This window comes from Klebsiella sp. Shm-1, assembly GCF_040804525.1.
In the GTDB taxonomy this organism is placed as follows: domain Bacteria; phylum Pseudomonadota; class Gammaproteobacteria; order Enterobacterales; family Enterobacteriaceae; genus Klebsiella; species Klebsiella pneumoniae.
In genome coordinates this window covers 2,117,030-2,140,184 of sequence record NZ_CP161823.1, presented here as the reverse complement: position 1 = coordinate 2,140,184, position 23,155 = coordinate 2,117,030, and the positions used below count along the sequence as shown (strand labels likewise).

Below are 23,155 nucleotides of genomic sequence, written 5' to 3'. Positions count from 1 at the left end.
TTTTTATGGCCCTCACCGGAGGGTATCCTGTTCTTGCTGGCTCACTGCTGTTAACCATTGCCGGCCCCCCAGCCGAGAGGAAATTCCATGGAAAGTAATACCTTACATCGTGGCAGATTGATCGATCATATTCTGCTGGTTGTCGAAGACTTTGAGGCAAGCAAAAACTTCTATACCGCCGTACTGTCGGCGCTGGAGATCCCGGTTATCACCACCGCCAATGAATACTTGCTGGCCGACGAACTGGTGGTGGCCTCACGCCACAGCCCGGAGGCTGCCGGGAAACTGACTGGGCGCCACCACCTGGCATTCCAGGCCAGAGATCGTGACATGGTGGACGCTTTTTACCATGCGGCGCTGACCCATGGCGGACGTGATAACGGCGCGCCTGGCGAACGACACTATCATCCTGGTTACTATGCCGCTTTTGTGCTGGATCCTCAGGGGAATAATATTGAGGCGGTGTACCATGGCAAGGCTGAGCGCAGCGCCGGGTCTGTTGCGATCAGCTTCACGCAGTAAGCGGGCGAAAGTCACATTTTCTTACCTGCGCAATTCCCATAATAAATGTGGGTGTTATCATTTCCTTAATGAATAATTCATACCCATAGCTGAGGCGTCGATGCTGGAAAACCTAATCATCTGATAATCAGACTTCCGACCATCACTGGCCGGACTGATTATCACTGCGCTGAAATCGAATGCGGACACTGGCGAGTGTTCGCCTATTTTGCCCATGATGATGACAAAGGTTTCCCGGTATGAATGTTTCCCCTCAGGAGCAAGCGACTTTATTCATTCTCGTCCCCTGCGGACAAACGCTCCACATCCACGCGATGGCAGCGAGACCCCTCCCTCGCATAAGAAACGTCACCCCCAGCCAGTTAACCCGGTGCGTTATCCCTGTGCCATGCTCGATCACTCCCTCTGCATGCCGTTGCGTTGCCTTACCCAATGACAGTCGCCAGGCGAATTTTATCTTTCGGTTTGTCATTCCGCGGCCAGCCTGTGACGACAGCCGCAAGGGATCCACATCAACCAGGCCCCGATACCAGGGAAACCGTCACCGACCAGGGAGTCTTCGCGTATGAAATTAGCGTTGGGACCGTACATCCGTTTTAGCAGAATCTTGTTATTTCCGCTGGCGATGGTTATCTATGATTTTTCTGCTTATCTGACTACCGATCTCATTCAGCCGGGTATTATCCACATCATCCGGGAATTTGAGGCTGATGTTGCGTTAGCCCCGGCCTCTGTCAGCCTCTATTTAGCCGGGGGGCTGGCATTACAGTGGCTGCTGGGGCCGCTCTCCGACCGCATTGGTCGCCGCCCCGTACTACTGACCGGAGCCATCATCTTTGCTTTGGCCTGCTTCAGCATGATCTTTGTCACGTCGATTGATCAATATCTTATCGCCCGTTTTATCCAGGGAACCAGTATCTGCTTCATTTCGACAGTCGGTTATGTCTCCATCCAGGAGGCTTTTGATGAAAAAGAGTCTATCCGCATTATGGCGGCGCTGACATCCATCGTTTTGCTGGCGCCGGTAATCGGGCCCCTGGCGGGCGCTGGCCTGATGAATTTCCTGCACTGGAAGTTATTGTTTGCGATCATCGGCGCCATGAGCTTGCTGGCCTGGGCGTTACTGATTTTTAACATGCCAGAAACGGTCACCTCTCAGGGCTGGGGGTTTCGTCCGGGAGAGGTATTTTCCGAGTTTGTCCGCGCCTTTAAACAGCCGGTGGTGCTCACGGGCGCGCTGGCGTTGTCATTCAGTAACCTGCCGATAATCACCTGGGTAGCACTCTCTCCGGTGATCCTGATCGATGACGGGGGGATGTCGCGCGGCGCCTATGCCTGGACCCAGGTGCCTGTCTTTGGCGGCGTTATTATTGCCAGCATCATCGTGGCCCGTTTTATCAAGGATCCCACCTCTCCTCGCTTTATCTGGCGCACTATCCCGATACAGCTGACCGGGTTGTTGGTATTACTGGCGGGAAATATTGCATGGCCCCATACCTGGTGGTGGTCCGTTTCAGGAACAAGTCTCTATGCCCTCGGAACAGGCCTGTTGTTCCCCGTATTATTCCGTTTTGCGCTTTTTTCCCACTCCCTGCCGAAAGGGACGGTTTCAGCCACCATCAACATTGTGGCGCTCAGTTTTATGGCGGCCTCGGTGGAAGTAGCGCGCTGGGTTTACTTCCAGGCTGGCGGCAGAATAGCCTTTCACTGCCTGGCGCTGATAGCGGGAATCGTCGTCATCATGCTGGTCTCGCGCTTGTTAAAACTTCGTCAACAACATCTCCTTCAGCCAGCCTGAAGGTTTAGGCCTTTTTACCCGCAACAGGAGAACACTATGTTTTCATACATTATGCTGGGAACGAACGATCTGCCACGCGCCATCAAGTTCTATGACCCGTTAATGGCGCTGCTGGGGCACGTCAAAGCCGGCCGTAACGAACAGGGGGCGTCCTGGGGCACCTTCAACGGCAATCACACCTGCGGGCTGTGCGTGGGCGTTCCTTTTGACCAACAGCCTGCCGGGGTGGGTAATGGAACGATGGTGGCGCTTAACGCCCGCTCCGTCGCACATATTGCGGAACTGCATGCCCTCGCCCTGCAACTCGGCGGACGTGACGAAGGCGGTCCCGGTCACCGGCCGCAGTATGGCGACGGTTTTCACAGCGCCTACGTCCGCGATCCCGACGGCAATAAGCTGGCGTTTGTTTACTATGCGTCTACAGATTGAATGGCTGCAGCGGAGGTGGCTTTTGCAGGCGGAGATAAGGGAGTCAGGACGGCCAACTTCGCCGTCCTTATTCACCGAGGAATAAAAAAGCCAGCAGCTCAAGCGCTGCGGCTTATCTTCCCGGCAAGTTATCTACCGCAAAGTGATAACGTAATCCGGCGTCGCGCATACAGCGTTTCCGCCGCCAGCTGAAAATGATATTCCATCGCCTTCAGCTTTTTCGTCTTGAGCTGTTTTAGTGGAATACCCTCGATATGCCCTGTCGCGACCAACCACCGGATTTCAGCCGTACTCAGCTTGAGCTGTTTTTTCAGTATTGATAGCAGGCTGATGCGAAATGGCTGACTGACTCTGACGCGCACCGTTATCCGCTGACATGCCATCAACGTAACCGACCATTGCTCGTGAATACGAAAATCAGGTTGCCCCGACGGCTCGGCGCGGTTGCGCTTCAGCGTCGCGAGGTCAGCGGCATAATAGTGAACCATGGCTGCATCGTTCTGCAGCAGGCGCTGAAGCAGTTCACGGTTTATCTTGCTGACGTGCAGCCTGGAAAACAGGGCGATATTCCAGGTGTAATCGCAGCGCGTGCATTTATAGATGCTCCAGATATCCAGCAGCTTCTTTTGCGAATTCACCCGGATGGCGCCGGAAGGCGCGAAGTCGCGTTTCACATTGCAGGCGGGGCAGCGTTTGGCAATGTGCTGATACCCCACGGGCGTGACCGTCCATGTAACTGTCATAACGTACCTTTTTTAACCCATACGAAACCGAGTCCGTCATTAACGGACCATGATTTTTGGCGTATGAAAAATAGTTAATCGCTATTTTTCAGTGGGTTAAAAAAAGATTTCCAACGTTATTTCCCTGGAGAAGTCCTAATCGACACCCTGAGATTAACAAAGGGGTTATCGCGGGATATATGAGCCCAGTCAATGTTTGTGCGGATGATTAAAAGCTTCGTCAATACACCCGGAATGCTCAGCGGGCTGGCATCGCGCCAGCCCGCCCGGTTTACAGCACCTTGCTGAGGAACGCGGCGGTGCGTGGGTTGGTCGGCGCGCTAAAGATCTGCCCCGGCTTGCCCTCTTCCTGAATCACGCCCTGGTCGATGAAGATCACCCGGTCGGCCACTTCGCGGGCAAAGCCCATTTCGTGGGTCACGATCACCATGGTCATCCCCTCGCTGGCGAGGTTTTTCATCACCTCCAGCACGTCGCCCACCAGCTCCGGATCCAGCGCCGACGTGGGCTCATCGAACAGCATTATCGACGGCTTCATCGCCAGCGCGCGGGCGATGGCTACCCGCTGCTGCTGGCCGCCGGACAGGCTCGAGGGCCAGGCGTCGCGCTTATCGCTTAAGCCCACCTTCGCCAGCAAGGCTTCCGCCAGGTCGACCGCCTGCTGGCGCGGCATATTGCGCAGATTCATCGGCGCCATGATCAGGTTTTCCAGCACCGTCATGTGCGGGAACAGGTTAAAGCGCTGGAACACCATGCCGACGCTTTCGCGCATCTTGTTGAGGTCGGTGGTCCGGTCGTGGGCGGCAAAGCCGTTAACCACCACCTCGCCTTCGCTGACCGTCTCCAGGGCGTTCATGCAGCGCAGGAAGGTGCTTTTCCCCGAGCCGGATGGGCCGATGATGCACACCACTTCCTGCGGTTTAATATCGCAGCTGATGCCGCGCAGCACGTGGCTGTCGCCGAAGCGCTTATGTAAGTTATTAATGTGAATCACTTTTGCCAAACCTCTTTTCCAGACGGTTAACCAGCTGCGCCAGCATGAAGGTGATCACCCAGTAGACCAGAGAGATGGTCAGGTAGGGTTCCCAGTAGGTGGCGTAGGCGCCGGAGACGGTGCGCGCGGCATAGGCCAGATCGGCCAGGCCGATCGCCGAGGCCAGCGACGAGTCTTTGACAATGGCGATGGCGTTATTGCCCAGCGGCGGCAGAATGCGGCGAAACGCCTGCGGCAGGATCACCTTGCGCATGGTTTTCCACCACGGCATGCCCAGCGCGCGGGAGGCCTCCATCTGCCCTTTGTCGATCGACTGGATGCCGGCGCGGAAAATCTCCGACACATAGGCCCCGGCGTTAAGGGTGATCGCCACGATGCAGGAGAGGAACGCCCCGTAGCTGGCGCGCAGCTCGCGGGCAAAGTCGGCGCTCATCAGGCCGCTGGTCACCAGCAGGCCGTCGCGCGGGTTGATAAACAGCGGCACCAGCGCAAAGTGCACCACCATAATCTGCACGAACAGCGGCGTGCCGCGGAAGGCGCTGACGTAAAAGCGCACCGGAAACTGCACCAGGTAGCGGAGAATATATTTCCACGGCCCGTGCTCGGCCTTCGCCATCCGCCCGAGACCGAGAGTTAACCCCCACAGCGTCCCGAGGATCACGCAGATAATGGTACATTTAATCGTCATCAGGGCGCCGTCCACAAACAGCGGGCCGTACTCCTCGATGATCTCCCAACGGAATCCCGTCATAGTCCTTCCCTAAAAAATACGGCTATCGCCTGGGCGATAGCCGTGGTCACTGAAAAAGGTGGATTATTGCGCTGGCAGCGTCGGCACGTTGTCGTCGAACCAGGTTTTATAGATTTTGGCGTAAGTCCCGTCAGCAACAATCTTTTGCAGCCCGGCGTTGATTTTGCCCAGCAGTTCGCTGTTGCCTTTCGCCACCGCAATACCGAAATACTGACGCTCAAATTTGGCATCCGGCACCAGCTTGAACTGCTTCTCCGGGTGCTGTTTGATGTAGTACTTCACCACCCCGACGTCGCCAACCGCGGCGCTGACGCCGTCCTCAAACAGCTCCTGGAGCATCAGCGGGGTATTGTCGAAGCGCTTGATCGCGGCGCTGTTTTTACCCAGCACCTCAGAAACCACGATATCGCCGGTGCTGGAGTTCACCACCCCGACCTTCTCGTTTTTCAGGGCCGCCAGCGAATCCACCTGCGAGTCCTGAGCGACGACGATAGACTGTTCGGCCGGGAAGTACGGCGCGGAGAAATCGACCATCTGTTTGCGTTTATCGGTGATGGTGATCCCGGAGATGATGATGTCGCGGTCGCCGGTGTTCAGCGTGGCGAAGATGCCTTCCCATGGGGTATTGACCAGCTTAACGTCAAAGCCTTCGGCTTTGGCGATGGCTTTGATGATGTCGATGTCGAAACCTTCCAGCTGTTTCTGGCTATTTTCAAATTCAAACGGCCGGTAGGTGCCGCCGGAGCCGACGGTATAGGTTTCCGCAGCCGCCTGTCCGGCAGCCGTCAGCGCGGCTATCATGCAACACGCTTTGAGCAAATTCTTGACCATGAGATTTCCTTTTTATGCATTTATTTTGCATAAAAATACACACACTCACTTTTATATGCAACCGGAAACCTTCCCGCTGGTGAATTATCTTCTCAATGGCCCCGTTTACCGCCGGATTTACCGATAGCCCGATGCAGATCGTTGATTCGTTTCAGGGATTTCACCGTTTTTTGTGGCGTGGTAGAGGCCACCGACAGGACAATCATCTCGAGACAGACCAGCACCGTACCGTGCAGCGGCATCCGGCTACTGTCCCCGCCGCGCGGGACGTCGATCACCACCTGCGCCTCCTGGCTGAAGCGCGAGTCCACCGCCTGGGTCAGCAGGATGGTCGGAATACCCAGCCGCTTCGCCTCGCGCAGGGTGGTCAACCCTTCGCGATGGGGGGATTTTTGCCCCATCATGATCAGCACATCGCCGCGCTGCAGGCCGATAAGCTGTTCGGCAAGGCTAAAGCCCGTGCGGTTCATCACGTACGCCGGCAGGCCAATACGGCTGAACAACCGGGCGGTGTATTCGGCGAGGATCCCCGAGGCGCCGATACCGAAGATCCCCACCTGGCGCGCGTCGCTGAGCAATGCCACCGCCTGAGCCACCGCCGCGCGGTTGTCGGCCCGCGACAGGACCTCGCACACCCGCTGATGGCCTTCAAGCACAAAATCAATACTGGAGTTGACGTCGCTGGAGAGCGCGGTAACCGTCGAGCGCATCTTTTCCGCCGAGGTGACCGAGGTGCCGAACCAGCGCTCCATGGTCTGCTTAAGCTCGCGCAGCCCGGCGAAGCCCAGCGCCTGGATGGCACGCACCACCGTGGCGTCGGAGGTCTGGGTCGCGGTGGCGATCTCCATCGCCGTATGCTCCAGCACCACCTCGCGGTTGTCGTTGATATAGCTGACCACCGCCCGCAGCCGGGGGGAGAGCTGGTGCGCCCGGGCGCGATAGCGTTCGCCGAACAGATCGACTTTGCCCTTCTCTTTTTTTACCGCGCTTTTCATTTGGCCTCCGCCGGGATCGGCCTGCCGGCAATATGCGACTGCACCTGGGCCACCATCAGGGACAGCGCGGCGTAGGAGTTAGAGATCACCTCTTCCCGCGGCAGTAAAATATAGTGCCCGGTGCGGCAGGCGCGCATAAAGTCGCACCAGCCGGGCATCACGCCCTCCATCGCCTGCAGCTCATCCTGCGGCTTACCGCCGGTATCCGACCGCCAGGTGGCGAAGACAAAATCAGCGTCCAGCTCCGGCAGCTGTTCCGCGCTGACGTCAATGCGCTGGCCGTCGGGGATCCGCTCAATCAGCGGCGGAAAGCGGAACCCGGCGTCGCGCAGCACCCGGCCCAGCGCATGATACGAATGATGCACCGTGACCTTGCCGTTGTTCGCCTGGATCACTGAGACGCTGTATTGCGGTGGGTTGACCATCGCTTTCAGTTGTTTAATTTGTTCCTGATAGCGGCGCTCGAGGATCGCCAGCCGCGGCTGGGTGCCGGTCAGCTGCGCCAGCTTGCGGTAAATCTCCGGGGCGCTGCCCTGCAGATGGTCGATGCTCACCGTCGGGGCAATCTTCTCCAGTTGCTCCACTGACACGTGGCGGCTGGGCTCAGTGATGATCAGATCCGGCCTGGCGGCGGCTACCGCTTCCAGATCGATATCGGCGGTGCCAATAAAGCGGATATCGCTGTTGTCGAAATCGACGCCGGTGAGCTGGGCGCTGGATCGCAGGTAGTGGCTGCCGTCCGGGCGCGTCCGGCCGTGGCTGGCGATCGGCGGCGCCCCGAGCTCAATCAGCGGAATGGTAATGTCGAGATCGTGCATCGAAACGATACGCTGCGGATGCAGCGGTACGGTGACGGTGCGGCCTAAATCATCGGTGAAAGTTTGAGTTTGTGGGGCGGCGGCGCTGACGGCCCCCGTCAGCAACAGCAGCAATGAGACGAACCAACGCATACTACCTTCCTGGTTAAAGGGCATCACGGCGACGCCAGAGCAAGACAACGAAGAACGGGCAGCCCACCAGGGCAATGACAATCCCCGCCGGGATCTGCAGCGGGGCAAACGCCAGCCGGCCAAGGGTATCGGTCGCCAGCACCAGCAAGGCGCCAATCAGCGCGCTGCCGCACAGCAGCGATACCTGGCCGCCGCGCAGCACGAAACGCGCCATATGCGGCGCCATCAGGCCCACAAATCCAAGGCTGCCGACGCAGGAGACGCTGGCCGAGGTCAGCAGCACCGGGGCGAAAAAGCGCAGCACCGTCAGCTGCTGCAGACGTACGCCGAGGCCGATGGCGGTCCGGTCGCCCAGCAGCGCCACGTCCGCCGCCCGGGCGGTACAGAACAGGATGATGGCCCCGGGCAGCGCCCAGCAAAAAGCCACCGCCAGCAGCGGCCAGGTGGCGGCCTGCAGGCTGCCCGCCAGCCAGATCATCGCCGTCTGCACGTCGCGTACGTCGGCGGTGGTCATAAAGATGCCGACCGCGGCCGCCAGGCTCCAGGAGACGCCGATGCCAATTAAAATAAAGCGCGGCCGCGAACAGTCGCGGGCCAGCGTCAGGACCAGCAGGGCCACCGCTATGCCGCCGACCATCCCCGCCAGCGGCCGCCAGACCAGGCCTACCGCCGGGAAAAACAGCACCAGCGCCAGAACCACGATGCTTGCCCCCTCTTTGACGCCGATCAGCCCCGGGTCGGCCAGCCCGTTACGGGTGATGCTCTGCATCGCCGCGCCGGCCAGCCCCAGCATGGCCCCGCACAGCAGCGCCATCAGGATCCGCGGCAGGCGGATATCAAACAGAATAAAGCGCGGCTGCTCGCCCATCTCCTGCGGCGCCAGCAGGGCCCGCGCCAGCGTCGACGCGGGCAGCGGATAGCTGCCGCGGCTGAGGCTGTACAGCCCCAGCGCCAGCAGCGTCAGCACTATGCTGGCGGCAATTTTTAACGCCGCAGGACGCAGCAGCAGATGACGGGAGGCGAAAGCCAGCGGCCGAAAACCGGCCCGGTGAACGGCGCGCGTCATTTAAAAAACCTCGCGGCGATAAAGATAAACAACGGCGCGCCCACCAGGGCGGTCATCGCTCCGGTGGCCAGCTCCTGCGGCGCGACCAGCGTCCGGGCGGCGATGTCCGCCAGCACCAGCGCCAGCGCCCCCACCGGCGCCGCGAGCGGCAGCGCCAGGCGGATATCTTCCGTCACCAGACGGCGCACCACGTGCGGCACCACCAGCCCGACGAAGCCGATCGGCCCGGCCACCGCCACCGCCGCGCCGCAGAGCAGCGCAATCGCCAGCAGGCCCAGCAGCCGCGTCTGGACGAGATTAACGCCAAGGCCCAGCGCCACCTTATCCCCCAGCGCCAGCACGTTGAGGCGTGGGGCAATGAGCAGCGCGACGCCAAGGCCGATCAGCGCCGGGACCAGCGCCGTCTGCAGCGTGCTCCAGTTCATTCCGGCCAGGTCGCCGGCCAGCCAGGTGCGCATCGCCAGCAGCGTCTGTTCATCGAGAATCAATATCGCCGCCGTCACCGCCGACGCAAACCCTGACAGCGCCACTCCGCACAACGTGATGCGCAGCGGCGTCGCCCCGCCGCGCCCGGCAGAGGCCAGCGCCATCACGCCACCGAACAGCAGCCCCGCGCCGCAGGCGGCGGTCAGCGGGCGCCCGGCGGGGAAAGCGCCGAAGGACAGGCCCAGCGCCGAGGTCGCCACCACCGCCAGCGAGGCGCCGGCGTTAAGCCCGAGAATATGCGGCTCGCCAAGCGGGTTACGGATCACCGTCTGCAGCAGCAGCCCGGCGACGCCGAGCGCCGCGCCGGTCAGCAGCGCCGCCGCCAGCCGCACCAGACGCAGATCGACGATAATCCGCTGCTCAAAGTTACGCGGATCGTACTCCAGCAGCGCTCGCAGCACCGTCTGCGGGGCGATCCAGCGGGCGCCTAAGCCAAGATGCACCAGCGAGGCGGCGATAAGCAGCAGCGTTAGCAGAAGCAGCGCCAGCCGGGGGCGGGGGCGACGCCGCGCGGAAAGCAGGATGGCCACGCTCATTGTGCCGCTGCCTGGCGGTCGCGAAACGGCATAAAGAAGGGTTTGCCGGTTTGCGGGTTAATCGACATCTGCACGTCAACGTCAAACACGCGTTTAATCAGCTCAGGGCTACAGACATCGTTGTCGCTAATCGTGCCGGCGATGCGCCCCTGTTTAAGGAATACCAGCAGATCGGCGTAGTTCACCGCAAAGTTAAGGTCATGGAGCACCGTCACCACCGTGCGGCCATGTTCGCGGGTGAGGGTCTGGAGCAGCTCAAGGATATCGACCTGATAGCGCAGATCGAGCCAGGTGGTCGGCTCATCGAGCAGAATGGTGGCCGTTTGCTGGGCCAGCGCCATGGCGATCCAGCAGCGCTGACGCTGGCCGCCGGAGAGGCTGTCCACCGGCAGATGGGCGAATTCGGCGGTACCGGTTAAGCGCAGCGCCTCCTCTACCGCCAGCTCATCGGCCTCGGACCACTGGCGCATCAGTCCCTGCCACGGGTAGCGCCCGCGCGAGACCAGCTCGAAAACGGTCAATCCTTCCGGGGTCAACGGCGATTGCGGGAGGATGCCCAGCTGGCGCGAGACGGTCTTCGTCGGCATCTGGTGAATGGCTTGCCCGTCCAGACGCACGCAGCCGCCGAGCGGTTTCAGCATTCTGGCGATGGTCGAGAGCAGCGTGGATTTGCCGGATCCGTTCGCCCCGGCCAGCACCGTCATTTTGCCGGTGGGAATGGTCAGGTTGATATCGTCAACGATCAGGGTCTGGCCGTAGCCGGCCGACAGGGCATCCAGTACGATCCCCTGCTCTGCAGGTTTCACCCGCTGTGGCATAACTCGCTCCTGCGCCGCAGCGTTCCAGGCGATAGCTGGACATTCTGCAGTCAAATCAAAATAAATCTCATTCTCTTTTGATCATGACGGGGATGAATGTAGTAGTCAATACTCGCCATCGTCTTCAGACGGGGACGCTGACTACAGCGAGGCTGTGCCAACGCAATATAATTAAAATAAAATAATATCAGCTAGATAACGACAGAACATTCCCTACTGGAGGTGTTTAAAACGTCCTGTTCCTCGCCGCTGAATTTTTATCTTGCATAACGTTTACTACTACATCCCTTCATGATTGAATGATTCTCAATTACACATCTGAAGGCGCATTCAGACGCTAAACAGAGTGCTTTTATTATTCAGGGCAATGATTTTATTGGCTTAATCTGACCGCAAAGGCAGATTCGTTCACGAGAAACAGATAATGACTCAACCCCATGTCGCCTGCAGGACGTTGCCAGGGCGCGCGCTTTTTTCGCTTCTTTTTTTAGCCTCACCGGGATTAATGGCCGCCGACAATCGCGCGGCGAAAAGTACTAACGACGCGGAAGAGACCATCACCGTAGTGGCCGACGGCGCGCAGCAAAGCGCCACAAGCGGCTATCAGCCGCTCAGCTCCGCCACCGCGACGCTAACCTCGATGCCGCTGCTGGATATTCCCCAGGTGGTCAATACCGTCAGCGATCGGGTTCTCGAAGATCAGCACGCCACCTCACTCGATGAGGCGCTGTATAACGTCGCTAACGTGGTGCAGACCAACACCCTCGGCGGTACCCAGGACGCCTTTACCCGCCGCGGCTTCGGCGCCAACCGCGACGGCTCGATCATGACCAACGGCCTGCGCACCGTGCTGCCGCGCAGCTTTAACGCCGCCACCGAACGGGTGGAAGTCCTGAAGGGGCCCGCCTCGACGCTGTACGGTATCCTCGACCCCGGCGGGCTGATCAACGTCATCACTAAACGGCCGGAGCGGCAGTTCTCCGGTTCGGTTTCCGGGACCTCCACCAGCTTTGGCGGCGGCACCGGCAGCGTCGACATCACCGGCCCCATCGAAGGCACAAATCTGGCGTACCGACTGATCGGCGAATATCAGAATGAGGATTACTGGCGCAATTTCGGTAAAAACAAAAGCAGCTTTATCGCCCCTTCCCTGACCTGGTTTGGCGAGCGGGCAACGGTGACCGCGTCCTATTCGCACCGCGACTACAGCGCCCCCTTTGATCGCGGCACTATCTTCGATCTGAATACCGGCTATGCGGTTAACGTCGATCGCAAAACCCGCTTCGATGAAGCGTTTAATATTACCGATGGCTATTCCGATCTCGCTCAGCTCAACGCCGAGTATCGCCTTAACGACGCCTGGACCGCGCGCTTCGACTACAGCTACAGCCAGGATCATTACAACGATAACCAGGCGCGGGTGATGGCCTATGATTCGGCGACCGGCAACCTCACCCGCCGGGTCGATGGTACCCACGGTTCAACGCAGAAGATGCACTCCACCCGCGCCGACCTGCAGGGCAACGTGGTAGTGGGCGGCTTTTATAACGAGCTGCTGACCGGCGTCGCCTATGAGAATTACGATCTGCTGCGCACCGATATGCTGCGCTGTAAGAACGTTAAAGGCTTTAACATCTATCATCCGGTCTACGGCACTCTCGACACCTGTAATACCGTCTCCGCCTCCGACAGCGACCAGCGGATCCAGCAGGAGAGCTATGCCGCATACGTGCAGGACGCGCTGTACCTGACCGACAACTGGATCGCCGTCGCCGGCGTGCGCTACCAGTACTACACCCAGTACGCCGGTAAAGGCCGACCGTTTAACGTCAATACCGACAGCCGCGATGAGAAATGGACGCCGAAAGCCGGCCTGGTCTACAAGGTCACGCCGAACGTCTCCCTGTTCGCCAACGTCGCCCAGTCGTTTATGCCGCAGTCGTCGATCGCCAGCTATATCGGCGAGCTGCCGCCGGAAGAGTCCACCTCTTACGAAGTGGGCGCCAAATTCGACCTGTTAAACGGCATTACCGCCAATATCGCGCTGTTTGATATTCATAAGCGTAACGTGCTGTACACCGAGAGCATTGGCGATGAGACGGTGGCCAAAACGGCGGGCAAAGTGCGTTCCCAGGGCGTGGAAGTGGATCTGGCCGGGTCCATCACCGATAACCTCAGCGTGATCGCCAGCTACGGCTACACCGACGCCAAAGTGCTGGAAGATCCGGATTACGCCGGGAAACCGCTGCCAAACGTACCGAAACATACAGGTTCGCTGTTCCTGACCTATGACATTCATAACGTCTATAACAGCAACACCCTGACCGTCGGCGGCGGCGGCCACGCGGTCAGCAAGCGTTCCGGCACCAACGGCGCGGATTATTATCTGCAGGGGTATGCGGTGGCGGATGTGTTTGCCGCCTATAAGATGAAGCTGCAGTATCCGGTGACGCTGCAGGTGAATGTGAAGAACCTGTTTGATAAGACCTATTACACTTCCTCGATCGGCACCAATAACCTCGGCAACCAGATTGGCGACCCGCGCGAAGTGCAGTTCACGGTGAAGATGGATTTTTAAGCCGGACCATGGCGTCGCGCCGGATATTCATTGCCGGGCGGCGCTGCGCTTGCGCCGGCCTACCTTTCCGTGACATTTGTCGCAGTTCGTAGGCCCGGTAAGGCGCAGCCGCCACCGGGCAAAACAGGCGCCTGGCACCGGATGCCCATTGCCGGGCGGCGCTGCGCTTGCGCCGGCCTACGTTTCCGTGACATTTGTCGCAGCTCGTAGGCCCGGTAAGGCGCAGCCGCCACCGGGCAAAAACAGGCGCCTGGCACCGGATGCCCATTGCCGGGCGGCGCTGCGCTTGCGCCGGCCTAGTTTCCGTGACATTTGTCGCAGCGCCACCGGGGAATGCGTTCAGCTTACCAGTCCGCCTCCTGGCCGAGGATGCGCAATATATCCTGACGATGCTGCAGCAGCTGCGGGTTATCGCGATGACGGGGAAAAGCCAGCGGCAGCGCAAACTCGGCGATAATCCGCCCCGGACGCGGCGACATCACCAGCACCCGCTCGCACAGCAGCAGCGCCTCTTCGATATCGTGGGTCACCAGCAGGCTGGTATACCCCTGCTGCTGCCAGAGGGCGATCAGCTCCCGCTGCATACTGATGCGGGTCAGCGAATCGAGTTTGCCCAACGGCTCGTCGAGCAGCAGCAGACGCGGTTCGTTCAACAAGGCGCGCGCCAGCGCCGCACGCTGCGCCATCCCCCCGGACAGCTGCCGCGGCCACGCCTCGCTGAAGGCCTGCAGCCCGATGCGGTCAATCAGCGCGTCTGCCTTCGCCTCCAGCCCCTTTTTCCCCTGCGCCTGCGGGCCCAGCAGCACGTTCTGCCGCACCGTCAGCCACGGATAGAGCGTCGGATCCTGAAACACAAGAATTCGCTCCGGCCCCGGGGCGCCGAGCGCCGCGCCGTCGATCTGCATCTGTCCGCTCTGCGGCGCTTCCAGCCCCGCCAGCAGCCGCAGCAGGGTTGATTTACCGCAGCCGGAAGGGCCCAGCAGCGCCACGCTTTCCCCCGGGCGCAGCTGCAGGCTGATATTCTCCAGCACCGGTACCGTCTGTTTGCCAAGCGTAAACGCATGATGAAGATGGCTGATGGATACCGCCGCGCCGCGCGCTATCGTCTCGGTTACCATTGCATCCCTCCTCGCTGCCAGCTCAGCAGCCGGTCACGCAGCATAAATAATCCGCTTATCAGGCCGGAGCATAACAAGGCCATCACCAGCAGCGCGGCATACATATTAGGATAGGCCGCCCAGCCCTGGGCCCACTGGAGGTAAAAGCCGATCCCCGACTTCACCCCGACCATTTCGGCGACAATCAGCACCGAAAACGACGCGCCGAGCCCCATAAACAGGCCGACAAAGACGTTCGGCAACGCGGCGGGGATCGCCACCCGCAGGATCAGGAAACGCTGGCTGGCGCCGAGGGTCCGCGCCACGTCGTACCACGCCTTATCAATGCCCATCACTCCGGACCAGGTCAGCACCGTGACCGGGAACCAGGTGCTCAGCGCGATCAAAAACACGCTGGCGCCGAAGCTCGAGGGAAAAATAAACAGGCACAGCGGCAGCAGCGCGGTGGACGGCACCGGCCCCAGCAGACGTAACACCGGATGCACCCAGTAGCCAATCCGTTGCGACCAGCCGATGGCCAGACCGGTGATGAACCCGCTGCTGGTACCCAGCAGCACACCAAGCCCCAGCAGCCCCAGGGAGTGCAGCAGGCTGTCGAGCAGGCGCGGCCAGTCGTCGTGCAGCACCTCGATCAGCGCCTGCGGCGGCGCGAAGAATGGTACCGGCAGCACGGCAGTTTTGGCGGTCAGCCCTTCCCAGACAGCAAACAGCACCGGCAGCAGCGCCAGCCACTTGCCGGCATGCAGCACACGCGCGCCGCGCGCCCGCCAGTAGCGATAGCTCAGCGCCAGCAGCAACAAGCCGCCGCCGAGGGTGAATTGCGCCAGCGCCCAGCCTTCGCTAAACGGCCAGCGCCGCCCGGCGTCGGGCCAGGTCAGAGTAAACAGACCGCCCAGCAGCCACAGCGCGGCGGCCAGCAGCCCTTCTCCCCACAGCGGCGCGCGGCCGGTGGGGTGCGCCAGAGCCTGCTCAGGCGAATACGTTGGCATAGATACTCTCCGCGAACTGATGGGGATCGGTACCCGGCTTGATCACCTGCACCCGCTGCAGGTCGACCGCATACTGCGTCAGCTCTTTCACGAACGCTTCGCCCACCGCGTGATGGCCGTGGCCCTGCCCGTGGAGGATGCCGCTCACCTCCGCTTCACTGGTATTCAGGGCATGGGCGAGGAAGGATTGCGCCACGCTTTCCGGATGCGCAGCGGCATAGCTGTGCGCCTCAAGGATCGCCTGGGTGAGCGCCGCGGCGGCCGGTTTATGGTCCCGCGCCAGGCTCCCGCTCACCCCCAGCACGCAGCAGCTGAGGTTGGCATAATCCCCGGTCATATTGCTGGCGATCAGCTGATACTTACCGGTCTCCAGCAGACGATAGCTGAACGGCTCGCTGCCGCTGATGGCGGCGATTTCGCGCTTGTCCAGCGCCACGCTGAGCAGATCCGCCGGGTAGACTTTCCACTGCACGTCGCTGATCGGGTCGATACCGTGGCGCTTAAGCAGAATGGCGAAGAAGTTTTTATCTGGTCCGGCCATGTCGGTGACGCCGATGGTTTGCCCCTTCAGGCTCTCGAGGCCGCCGAACGGCGAGTCTTTAGCCGTCAGCAGGTTCAGACAGCCGCCATGGGTCCCGGCGGTGAGCTTGACGTCAAAGCCCTGCTCCAGCGCCTTCAGCCAGCGCAGCGCCATCCCCACCCCGGCGTCGGCCTTACCGGTGGCGATCGCCTCCAGCAGCACATCGGTGGAGCTGCCGAAGTTAACAAACTCAACGTCGAGGTTGTATTTACTGAATATCTTCTGCTGCTCGGCGACGGCGACCGGCGCGAGGCATACCGCGCTTTTGTTGATCGCCAGCTTGATCTTGTAGGGCTGCGGCAGGCGCAGCGCCGGATGGGCATCGCCGCCGGCCATGTCCGCCATATCATGAGCCCACAGCGGCAGAGAGACCCCGGCCAGCGCCAGGCCGCCGCTGAGCTGTAAAAAACGGCGGCGGGAAAAAGGGGTTCTGGTCATGGTGTCACCTCGGCGGCGGGCACGCTAAAACGGCGGTCAAAGGTCGGCTTCACGTCCAGCCGGGTGCGGATCAGGCCGTTGGCGAGATAAAAGTCCGCCGTTGCCTGCTGCTGGGCCACCGTTTCCTCGGCCAGCGGCTGCCACTGCGACTGGCGGTTGGCAAACTGCGCGCGGGCGATCTCCGCCGGGAAGCGGATGATCTCCCCCAACGTTTTGCCGTAGCTGTCGAGATTGGCGTAGGCCCAGCGCTCGGCGCCGGCCAGGCGCTGGAGATAATCCTGCAGCGCGGCGCGTTTTTGCGGATCGTTAAGCGCGGAATCCGTTGCCGCGAGGAAGGTATTCCCCGGCAGCAGCCCTTTGCCGCTCACCAGGAGCTGCCCCTCGTTGGTCTTCACCATTTGGGTGGTGTAGGGCTCCCAGGTCGCCCAGGCGTCCACCGAGCCGTTTAGCAACGCCACTTTGGCGTCCACCGGGCCGAGGAACACCCACTGCACCTCCTTCGGTGAAATCCCCGCCTGCTCCAGCGCTTTCAGCGCCACGAAATGACCAATCGACCCTTTACCGGTGGCGATGCGTTTGCCTTTTAAATCAGCGCCGCTTTTTAACGTGCTGCCGGGGGATACCAGCACCGCGGTCCCCGCCGGGTTGCTTTTATCCACGGCAATAGCTTTGACCGGCGCACCGTTGGCCAGGGCGAAGAGCAACGGCGCATCGCCGATGATCCCCGCGTCCACGGCGCCCGCGTTGAGGGCTTCCGCCAGCGGCGCGGCGGCCGGGAACTCGGCCCACTTAATGTCGTAAGGGAGATTTTGCAGGGCGTTGGCCGCCTCCAGCTGCGAACGCATGCCGCCTTTTTGATCGGCGATACGCAGGGTAAGCCGCTCCTGCGCTGTCGCGTAGCCGCCCAGCGCCAGCAGCATCAGCGCGGCCGCCACCCGGCCTGAAAATGATAGACGCATCGTGATTATCCTTGTGATTGAAAGACGAAGTTGCCAGCTGCCAGCCAGGCGCTGTCGCTCTGTGGGGTATGTACCCGTCCGCAGAGCACATTGCGGTAGTGGCGTTCCAGCGGGTTTTGTCGGCTGAGACCATGATTGCCGGTCAGCTCGAGCGCGATATTCACCGCCTGAATGGCGTTGTCGGTGATGGTGACTTTCGCCAGATTGGCCTCGATGGCGGAAAAGCGCAGCGCGGCGGCCTGCTCCAGCAGGCTGCGGTTGACCAGCAGCAGCCCGGCGATCTGCCCGACTTTCTCCTGCACCCGTGGCAGACGAGAGAGCGGATGGCCGAGACCGGCGGGCACCCGCCCCGCCAGCCACCTCACCAGCCAGTCGTGAGCGGCGTGGGCAATGCTGTCATAGATCGCCGCCAGCAGCGCCGTCTGCCGGTTGGCGAACAGGCGAAACGGTTCGGCCTGGGCGGCGGGTGGCGCATCGGCCGGCCAGACATCCACCGCGTGCTCTGCCGCCACCCGAACGTGGTTAAAAATAACTTCATGGCTGCCGGTGGCCCGCATCCCGGCGTGATCCCAGCTCTTCACCACCGTGATACCCGGGCTGTCGCCAGGCACCAGCCAGGTACCCACCAGCGGCGGGTTATCATCGCTTCTGGCCCACACCGCCAGCCAGCGCAGCCCTTCAATGCCGGTGGTATTAATTTTATGGCCGCTGATGTCCCAGCCCTCCGCGCGACGGGTCGCCACGGTGTCCGGCAGGCCGCCCCGCGCCGGGGAGCCCAGCTCCGGCTCGACGCGCAGGCTGTTGATGAGGCCACCGTGTTCGACAGCATCGTGAAAAACCTGCTGGCGCAGCGGCGCGTGCCAGGCGTCATTTTCCGCCAGCCGCAAATGGTGGAGATACTGCATGCAGACGATCAGCGCTGTCGCCGGCTCTCCCCAGGCGATGGCGGCGATGACCTGCTGCAGCTGGGCCAGACTGGCGCCCGCGCCGCCGCAGGATGGCGGCACGGCGAGACTTAACCAGCCCCCCGCACGCAGATGGTCGATATTACGCCAGGGAAACTCGCCGCTGGCGTCAAGGCTGGCCGCCTGCTCCGCCATCTGCTGGCGAAGCGCCGTCAGCTGCCGGGCCCAGTCGTCGCGCTCAGGATGGATCACGATGCGCGCTCCGCCACCGCACGCCGCGCGGCTTTTTCCCGGGCGATCGGCAGCAGCGCCCGGCCATAGTCGGCCGCGTCGTTCAGCGGATCGAAGCCGCGGATCAGGAAGTTACGCACCCCGAGGTCGTAGTAGTCGAGCAGCGCATCCGCCACCTGCTCCGGGGTGCCCACCAGCGCGGTGGAGTTATGTCCGCCGCCCACCAGCTGGGCGATGCCGGTCCACAGGCGTTTGTCCACCACTCTGCCCTGCGCCGCAGTAGCCCGCAGCCGCTGGGCGCCGATGCTGTCCGGTTTGGCTTTGAACCCGCCCCCGCGCTGCGCCGCCTGCTCGGTGGCGACGTGCAGGATATGCTCGGCTTTCTCCCAGGCTTCGGCTTCGCTGTCGGCGATAATCGGCCGGAACGAGACGCTGAAGCCGATATCACGCTGGTGTTTCGCCGCTTCGGCGCGCACCCGCTGGATGGTCTCGCCGGTTTGCGCCAGCGACTCGCCCCACAGCGCGAAGACGTCGGCATGTTTGCCGGCGACGGTGATGGCCGCTTCCGACGAGCCGCCGAAGTAGATGGGAAGATGCGGCTTTTGCAGCGGGCGAATGGCGGACCAGGCCTGCTCGGCCTGATAGAAATCGTTGTGAATATCCACCGGCTGCTCGCTGGTCCACACCTGGCGCACGGTGTCGAGGAAGGCGTCGGTGCGAGCGTAGCGCTGGTCGTGGTCGAGATAATCGCCATCCCGGCGCTGTTCGGCATCGTTGCCGCCGCTGATGATATGCACCGCCAGCCGGCCGCCCAGCAGGTGCTCAAGGGTAGCGAATTTGCGCGCGGCAAGGGTTGGGGAAACAAAACCGGGACGATGGGCCAGCAGGTACTGAATTTTCTGCGTCGACAGTCCCGCCAGGGCCGTCACCAGAAAGCCGTCGGGTTGATCGGACCAGTGGCCGACCAGCAGACGATCAAACCCGGCGGCTTCATGGGTTTGCGCAAAGCGAACGATATAGTCGCGGTCAAAGATCGGCCCCACCGGGGCAATCGTTTCGGAAGAGAGGCGGTGGCCAATCATGCCGAGAAACTGAATGCTCATGAACAACTCCTTGCGTCAGGGTAATGGAGTGGCCGCGACAGCGGCGCTGGTCATTACCCTATACAGAGCGTGTTAATGAGCAAAATGCATTTTTATCATATCTTAATATGCTTAATTAGCATTAAACAAAAATACATAGTGCTTTCAGTCGGATACGGTCAGCTGCTGCACCACTTTGCTGGCGAAAAAGGTCAGCGGCGGCTGCAGGTTCGCCAGATACTGGGCGTGGATCAGCCACAGTGAGACCGCAGGCTGAAAATCGCTGAGGCTGAGGACCGCGATCTCGTCCCGCCACGGGCTGCTGGCCAGCGCCGCCCTCGGCACCAGACCCAGCCCCAGCCCCTGCGCCACCAGCGCTATCTGTAACTGCGCGCCCGCGCTTTCGACGTTGAGCGTCAACCGCAATCCCTGGCTCTGCAGCTCGCGAATGAGCCCGGCGCGCAGGCCACAGCCGTCGGGGTTAAGGATCCAGCCCCGTTCGGCGCACTCCCGCAGGGATGACGCGCGCAAATTCAAACGCCGGCCGACGATCGGCACCACCTCCAGGGGACACAGCAGGCGCCCGCTGTAGCTCTCGGCGAAGCTTTGCTGGGCGGGCCCCATCGCCAGCATGCCGTCCAGCTCGCCGTTTTCCAGCCGGCGCTGCAGCTGTCCACTCCAGCCGCAGGTGATCTGCGGCGACAGTCCGGGAAACTGCTGGCTCAGCGCCGACAGCGCCGCCGGCAGGGCAATCTCGCTGAGACTCTGCGGCACGCCGAGACGCAGCGCGCCGCGCGGCTCGCCTTCCGGATCCAACAGGCTGTAGAGTTTTTTCGTCTCACGCTTAATGCTCAGACACTGCTCGTACACCCGGTGTCCGGCGGCGGTCAGGGTCAGCGGGCGGGTCTGGCGCTCTAACAGCGTGACGTTCAGCTCCTGTTCCAGACGCTGCAGGCGCCGGGTGATGGCCGACTGGGTGATCCCCAGATATTCCGCGGCCTGATTGAGGGAGGAAAACTGCACCGTGGCCAGCAAAGCGTCGATATCGTCAATGCGCATAGGAACCTTATGTGAAATTTGCATATTAATATATGCGTAAATTGCATTTAAATAATATTAACGCCTCTGTTAGCGTTTTGACCAGTCCCTCTGACAGGAACCGCACATGACTGCACCACGACTGGAAAAATTACGCCATTTCATTCATGAGGTAGACCGCCTGCACCGCGAACACCACCAGACCGCCCCGCTGCTTGACGCCGTGGCGCAGCGGCTGGCGGCGCTGGTGCGTTACGACGACTGGCTGCCGGAAGAGTACACCCTGCCGCATCCGCACCATTACCAGCAGTATCTGCTGCATGCCGACTCCGGGGAGCGCTTCTCGATTGTCAGCTTCGTCTGGGGACCGGGGCAAGCGACGCCGATCCATGATCACCGGGTGTGGGGGGCCATTGGGATGCTACGCGGCGCGGAGGAAAACCAGCGCTACCAGTTGGATGCCGATGGCATACCGCGCGCGCTGGGCGCCGCCACGCTTCTGGAAGCAGGTCAGGTGGAGAAAGTCTCCGCTGACGATGGCGATATTCATCGCGTCAGCAATGCGCTGGCGGATCGCGTCTCCATCAGCATTCATGTCTACGGCGGCAATATCGGCGCGGTGAAGCGCGCCGTGTATACCCCGGAAGGGCAGCAGAAACCGTTTATCTCCGGCTACTCTAACCGCCATTTACCCAATATCTGGGATTCCTCCCGCGAACATCAAGGATAACCACTATGCCCACCTACGCTTATCGCCAGGCCGCCGGGATCCGCCAGGCGCTGCTCGACCGTCGTGAACTGGCGCTGATCGACGTCCGTGAAGAGGCCGATTTCGCCACCGCTCATCCACTGTTTGCCGTCAATCTGCCGCTCAGCAAACTGGAGCTCGAGGTCCGCCGGCGGATACCGCGCTTCACCACCCCGCTCACCGTCTACGACAACGGCGAGGGTCTGGCGGAGATCGCCGTCGAACGGCTGCGGTCCTGGGGCTATCAGGATGTGGCCCTGCTGGCCGAGGGTCTCGCCGGCTGGCGCCGCAGCGGCGGCGAGCTGTTTCAAGACGTCAACTCCGCCAGTAAAGCCTTTGGCGAGCTGGTGGAAAGCGTGCGTCACACACCGTCGCTCAGCGCCCAGGAGGTTCAGGCGCTCATCGACAGCCGGCAGGAGGTGGTGATCGTCGACGCCCGGCGCTTCGATGAGTACCAGACCATGAGCATCCCCGGCAGCATCAGCGTGCCCGGCGGCGAGCTGGCCCTGCGGGTGGAGAGCCTGACGCCCTCCCCGCAGACGCCGGTTATCGTCAACTGCGCCGGACGCACCCGCAGCATCATCGGCACCCAGTCGCTGATCAACGCCGGCGTGCCAAACCCGGTCCATGCCCTGCGCAATGGCACTATCGGCTGGACGCTGGCCGGCCAGACGCTGGCGCACCAGCAACAGCGGCAATACGATCCCTCCGCCCGCGCCTCCGGCGCCCGGGCCGCTGAGGTGGCGCATTTTGCCGAACGGGCCGGGGTGGCGGTCATCGATGAGGCCACGCTGCAACACTGGCTGCAGCAGAGCGACCGCACCACCTTCCTGTTTGATGTCCGCAGCCCCGAAGAGTACGCGGCGGGTCACTATCCCGGCAGCCTGAGCGCGCCAGGCGGCCAGCTGGTGCAGGAGACCGACCACTTCGCCAGCGTACGAGGGGCGCGCATTGTGCTGCTGGATGACGATGGCATCCGGGCGGCGATAACCGGCTCGTGGCTGGCGCAGATGGGCTGGGAGACGGCGCGGCTGAGCGCGCTGTCGACCAGCCAGTTGAGCGAACGCGGGGTGCCAGCCGCCGAGGTGCCGCCCGGCCCGCAGGCGGAGGAGATAAGCCCGGCGCAGCTGGCGCAACAGCTGGAAGAACCCGGTACGGTGGTGCTCGATTTTACCACCAGCGCCAACTTTGTCGCTCGCCATATCCCCGGCGCGTGGTGGCTAACGCGCTCGCAGCTGCGCCAGGCCCTGGAAGCAATCCCTCCCGCCCAACGTTACGTGGTGACCTGCGGCAGCAGTCTGCTGGCCCGCTACGCGGTGCCGGAGGTGGCGGCCTTGACCGGTAAACCGGTGCAGTTGCTTACCGGCGGGACGCTGGCGTGGATCGCCGCCGGTCTGCCGCTGGCGCATGGCGACAGCGGCCTCGCCGTCGAGCGCCGTGACCGCTATCGTCGTCCGTACGAAGGAACCGATAATTCCGCCGAGGCCATGCAGGCCTATCTGGAGTGGGAGTATGGCCTCGTGGATCAGCTGGCCCGCGACGGCACCCACGGTTTTCGGGTGCTCTAGCG

Annotated in this window: 20 protein-coding genes and 2 pseudogenes; 6 read left to right on the top strand and 16 right to left on the bottom strand. The window is 61.7% G+C overall.

What is annotated here, in order from left to right; all coding sequences use genetic code 11:
- Positions 1–87 precede the first annotated feature (87 nt).
- The 3 genes from AB1E37_RS10400 to AB1E37_RS10390 all read left to right on the top strand — a co-directional run bounded on the left by AB1E37_RS10400 (position 88) and on the right by AB1E37_RS10390 (position 2,749).
- Positions 88–522 (top strand): VOC family protein, encoded by a 435-nt coding sequence (locus AB1E37_RS10400; protein ID WP_004175720.1) that lies wholly within the window; start codon positions 88–90, stop codon positions 520–522.
- A 565-nt stretch (positions 523–1,087) separates the two neighbouring features.
- Positions 1,088–2,320 (top strand): multidrug efflux MFS transporter MdtM, encoded by a 1,233-nt coding sequence (locus AB1E37_RS10395; RefSeq protein ID WP_004189544.1) that lies wholly within the window; start codon positions 1,088–1,090, stop codon positions 2,318–2,320.
- Between the two features lie 36 nt (positions 2,321–2,356).
- Positions 2,357–2,749, top strand: a complete 393-nt coding sequence (locus AB1E37_RS10390) for a VOC family protein (RefSeq protein WP_004143365.1) — start codon at positions 2,357–2,359, stop codon at positions 2,747–2,749.
- 128 nt (positions 2,750–2,877) lie between these two features.
- On the opposite strand, the gene AB1E37_RS10385 is transcribed toward AB1E37_RS10390, so the two are convergent.
- The 9 genes and pseudogenes from AB1E37_RS10385 to AB1E37_RS10345 all read right to left on the bottom strand — a co-directional run bounded on the left by AB1E37_RS10385 (position 2,878) and on the right by AB1E37_RS10345 (position 10,919).
- Positions 2,878–3,465 carry a DUF1062 domain-containing protein gene (locus AB1E37_RS10385; RefSeq protein WP_029504161.1) on the bottom strand — a complete coding sequence of 196 codons (588 nt, stop codon included), beginning with the start codon at positions 3,463–3,465 and terminating at the stop codon, positions 2,878–2,880.
- Positions 3,466–3,763: 298 nt separating this feature from the next.
- A complete protein-coding gene (locus AB1E37_RS10380) occupies positions 3,764–4,486 on the bottom strand; it encodes an amino acid ABC transporter ATP-binding protein (RefSeq protein ID WP_004189541.1) in 723 nt (240 codons plus the stop codon).
- Positions 4,473–5,237 (bottom strand): amino acid ABC transporter permease, encoded by a 765-nt coding sequence (locus AB1E37_RS10375; RefSeq protein WP_032447642.1) that lies wholly within the window; start codon positions 5,235–5,237, stop codon positions 4,473–4,475. Before AB1E37_RS10375 ends, AB1E37_RS10380 begins: the two co-directional genes overlap by 14 nt.
- 63 nt (positions 5,238–5,300) lie before the next feature.
- Complete coding sequence (locus tag AB1E37_RS10370; protein WP_004175717.1) at positions 5,301–6,068, bottom strand: basic amino acid ABC transporter substrate-binding protein; 768 nt, start codon at positions 6,066–6,068, stop codon at positions 5,301–5,303.
- 92 nt (positions 6,069–6,160) lie between these two features.
- Positions 6,161–7,094 (bottom strand): annotated as a pseudogene (locus AB1E37_RS10365) (MurR/RpiR family transcriptional regulator).
- Positions 7,060–8,037 (bottom strand): ABC transporter substrate-binding protein, encoded by a 978-nt coding sequence (locus AB1E37_RS10360; protein WP_004148675.1) that lies wholly within the window; start codon positions 8,035–8,037, stop codon positions 7,060–7,062. The pseudogene AB1E37_RS10365 and the gene AB1E37_RS10360 overlap by 35 nt, the downstream one beginning before the upstream one ends.
- Positions 8,027–9,079 carry an iron ABC transporter permease gene (locus tag AB1E37_RS10355; RefSeq protein WP_004175715.1) on the bottom strand — a complete coding sequence of 351 codons (1,053 nt, stop codon included), beginning with the start codon at positions 9,077–9,079 and terminating at the stop codon, positions 8,027–8,029. Before AB1E37_RS10355 ends, AB1E37_RS10360 begins: the two co-directional genes overlap by 11 nt.
- Entirely contained in the window at positions 9,076–10,101 is a 1,026-nt protein-coding gene (locus AB1E37_RS10350) for an iron ABC transporter permease (RefSeq protein ID WP_032447643.1), read from the bottom strand. The genes AB1E37_RS10355 and AB1E37_RS10350 overlap by 4 nt, the downstream gene beginning before the upstream one ends.
- Complete coding sequence (locus AB1E37_RS10345) at positions 10,098–10,919, bottom strand: ABC transporter ATP-binding protein (protein WP_004180324.1); 822 nt, start codon at positions 10,917–10,919, stop codon at positions 10,098–10,100. Before AB1E37_RS10345 ends, AB1E37_RS10350 begins: the two co-directional genes overlap by 4 nt.
- Before the next feature lie 505 nt (positions 10,920–11,424).
- On the opposite strand from AB1E37_RS10345, the gene AB1E37_RS10340 reads away from it, so the two are divergent.
- Positions 11,425–13,497, top strand: a complete 2,073-nt coding sequence (locus AB1E37_RS10340; RefSeq protein WP_085855847.1) for a TonB-dependent siderophore receptor — start codon at positions 11,425–11,427, stop codon at positions 13,495–13,497.
- 344 nt (positions 13,498–13,841) lie between these two features.
- Here AB1E37_RS10340 and AB1E37_RS10335 read toward each other — a convergent pair whose 3' ends face one another.
- The 7 genes and pseudogenes from AB1E37_RS10335 to AB1E37_RS10305 form a co-directional block, all read right to left on the bottom strand.
- Complete coding sequence (locus AB1E37_RS10335; RefSeq protein ID WP_002908439.1) at positions 13,842–14,615, bottom strand: ABC transporter ATP-binding protein; 774 nt, start codon at positions 14,613–14,615, stop codon at positions 13,842–13,844.
- On the bottom strand, positions 14,609–15,604 hold the full coding sequence (locus tag AB1E37_RS10330; protein WP_032447645.1) for an ABC transporter permease: 996 nt from the start codon (positions 15,602–15,604) through the stop codon (positions 14,609–14,611). Before AB1E37_RS10330 ends, AB1E37_RS10335 begins: the two co-directional genes overlap by 7 nt.
- A complete protein-coding gene (locus tag AB1E37_RS10325; RefSeq protein WP_032438302.1) occupies positions 15,585–16,622 on the bottom strand; it encodes an ABC transporter substrate-binding protein in 1,038 nt (345 codons plus the stop codon). Before AB1E37_RS10325 ends, AB1E37_RS10330 begins: the two co-directional genes overlap by 20 nt.
- Positions 16,619–17,581, bottom strand: coding sequence for an ABC transporter substrate-binding protein (locus tag AB1E37_RS10320; protein WP_032447646.1), 963 nt, complete (start codon positions 17,579–17,581; stop codon positions 16,619–16,621). The genes AB1E37_RS10325 and AB1E37_RS10320 overlap by 4 nt, the downstream gene beginning before the upstream one ends.
- Before the next feature lie 5 nt (positions 17,582–17,586).
- On the bottom strand, positions 17,587–18,738 hold the full coding sequence (locus tag AB1E37_RS10315; protein WP_032447647.1) for an acyl-CoA dehydrogenase family protein: 1,152 nt from the start codon (positions 18,736–18,738) through the stop codon (positions 17,587–17,589).
- Positions 18,725–19,820: pseudogene (locus tag AB1E37_RS10310) on the bottom strand (LLM class flavin-dependent oxidoreductase). The gene AB1E37_RS10315 and the pseudogene AB1E37_RS10310 overlap by 14 nt, the downstream one beginning before the upstream one ends.
- 144 nt (positions 19,821–19,964) lie before the next feature.
- Complete coding sequence (locus AB1E37_RS10305; RefSeq protein WP_029884578.1) at positions 19,965–20,858, bottom strand: LysR family transcriptional regulator; 894 nt, start codon at positions 20,856–20,858, stop codon at positions 19,965–19,967.
- 106 nt (positions 20,859–20,964) lie between these two features.
- Here AB1E37_RS10305 and AB1E37_RS10300 point away from each other — a divergent pair, with 106 nt between their 5' ends.
- Both AB1E37_RS10300 and AB1E37_RS10295 read left to right on the top strand, forming a co-directional pair.
- Positions 20,965–21,567, top strand: coding sequence for a cysteine dioxygenase (locus AB1E37_RS10300; protein WP_002908526.1), 603 nt, complete (start codon positions 20,965–20,967; stop codon positions 21,565–21,567).
- A gap of 5 nt (positions 21,568–21,572) precedes the next feature.
- Positions 21,573–23,153, top strand: a complete 1,581-nt coding sequence (locus AB1E37_RS10295) for a rhodanese homology domain-containing protein (RefSeq protein WP_023286570.1) — start codon at positions 21,573–21,575, stop codon at positions 23,151–23,153.
- The last annotated feature ends 2 nt before the right edge of the window (positions 23,154–23,155 follow it).

Bases quoted from the DNA above. Each gene is read 5' to 3' on its own strand.
- AB1E37_RS10400 (WP_004175720.1), top strand. From the start codon at position 88: ATGGAAAGTAATACCTTACATCGTGGCAGATTGATCGATCATATTCTG.
- AB1E37_RS10395 (WP_004189544.1), top strand. From the start codon at position 1,088: ATGAAATTAGCGTTGGGACCGTACATCCGTTTTAGCAGAATCTTGTTA.
- AB1E37_RS10390 (WP_004143365.1), top strand. From the start codon at position 2,357: ATGTTTTCATACATTATGCTGGGAACGAACGATCTGCCACGCGCCATC.
- AB1E37_RS10375 (WP_032447642.1), bottom strand. From the start codon at position 5,237: ATGACGGGATTCCGTTGGGAGATCATCGAGGAGTACGGCCCGCTGTTT.
- AB1E37_RS10370 (WP_004175717.1), bottom strand. From the start codon at position 6,068: ATGGTCAAGAATTTGCTCAAAGCGTGTTGCATGATAGCCGCGCTGACG.
- AB1E37_RS10360 (WP_004148675.1), bottom strand. From the start codon at position 8,037: ATGCCCTTTAACCAGGAAGGTAGTATGCGTTGGTTCGTCTCATTGCTG.
- AB1E37_RS10355 (WP_004175715.1), bottom strand. From the start codon at position 9,079: ATGACGCGCGCCGTTCACCGGGCCGGTTTTCGGCCGCTGGCTTTCGCC.
- AB1E37_RS10350 (WP_032447643.1), bottom strand. From the start codon at position 10,101: ATGAGCGTGGCCATCCTGCTTTCCGCGCGGCGTCGCCCCCGCCCCCGG.
- AB1E37_RS10345 (WP_004180324.1), bottom strand. From the start codon at position 10,919: ATGCCACAGCGGGTGAAACCTGCAGAGCAGGGGATCGTACTGGATGCC.
- AB1E37_RS10340 (WP_085855847.1), top strand. From the start codon at position 11,425: ATGGCCGCCGACAATCGCGCGGCGAAAAGTACTAACGACGCGGAAGAG.
- AB1E37_RS10335 (WP_002908439.1), bottom strand. From the start codon at position 14,615: ATGGTAACCGAGACGATAGCGCGCGGCGCGGCGGTATCCATCAGCCAT.
- AB1E37_RS10330 (WP_032447645.1), bottom strand. From the start codon at position 15,604: ATGCCAACGTATTCGCCTGAGCAGGCTCTGGCGCACCCCACCGGCCGC.
- AB1E37_RS10325 (WP_032438302.1), bottom strand. From the start codon at position 16,622: ATGACCAGAACCCCTTTTTCCCGCCGCCGTTTTTTACAGCTCAGCGGC.
- AB1E37_RS10320 (WP_032447646.1), bottom strand. From the start codon at position 17,581: ATGCGTCTATCATTTTCAGGCCGGGTGGCGGCCGCGCTGATGCTGCTG.
- AB1E37_RS10305 (WP_029884578.1), bottom strand. From the start codon at position 20,858: ATGCGCATTGACGATATCGACGCTTTGCTGGCCACGGTGCAGTTTTCC.
- AB1E37_RS10300 (WP_002908526.1), top strand. From the start codon at position 20,965: ATGACTGCACCACGACTGGAAAAATTACGCCATTTCATTCATGAGGTA.
- AB1E37_RS10295 (WP_023286570.1), top strand. From the start codon at position 21,573: ATGCCCACCTACGCTTATCGCCAGGCCGCCGGGATCCGCCAGGCGCTG.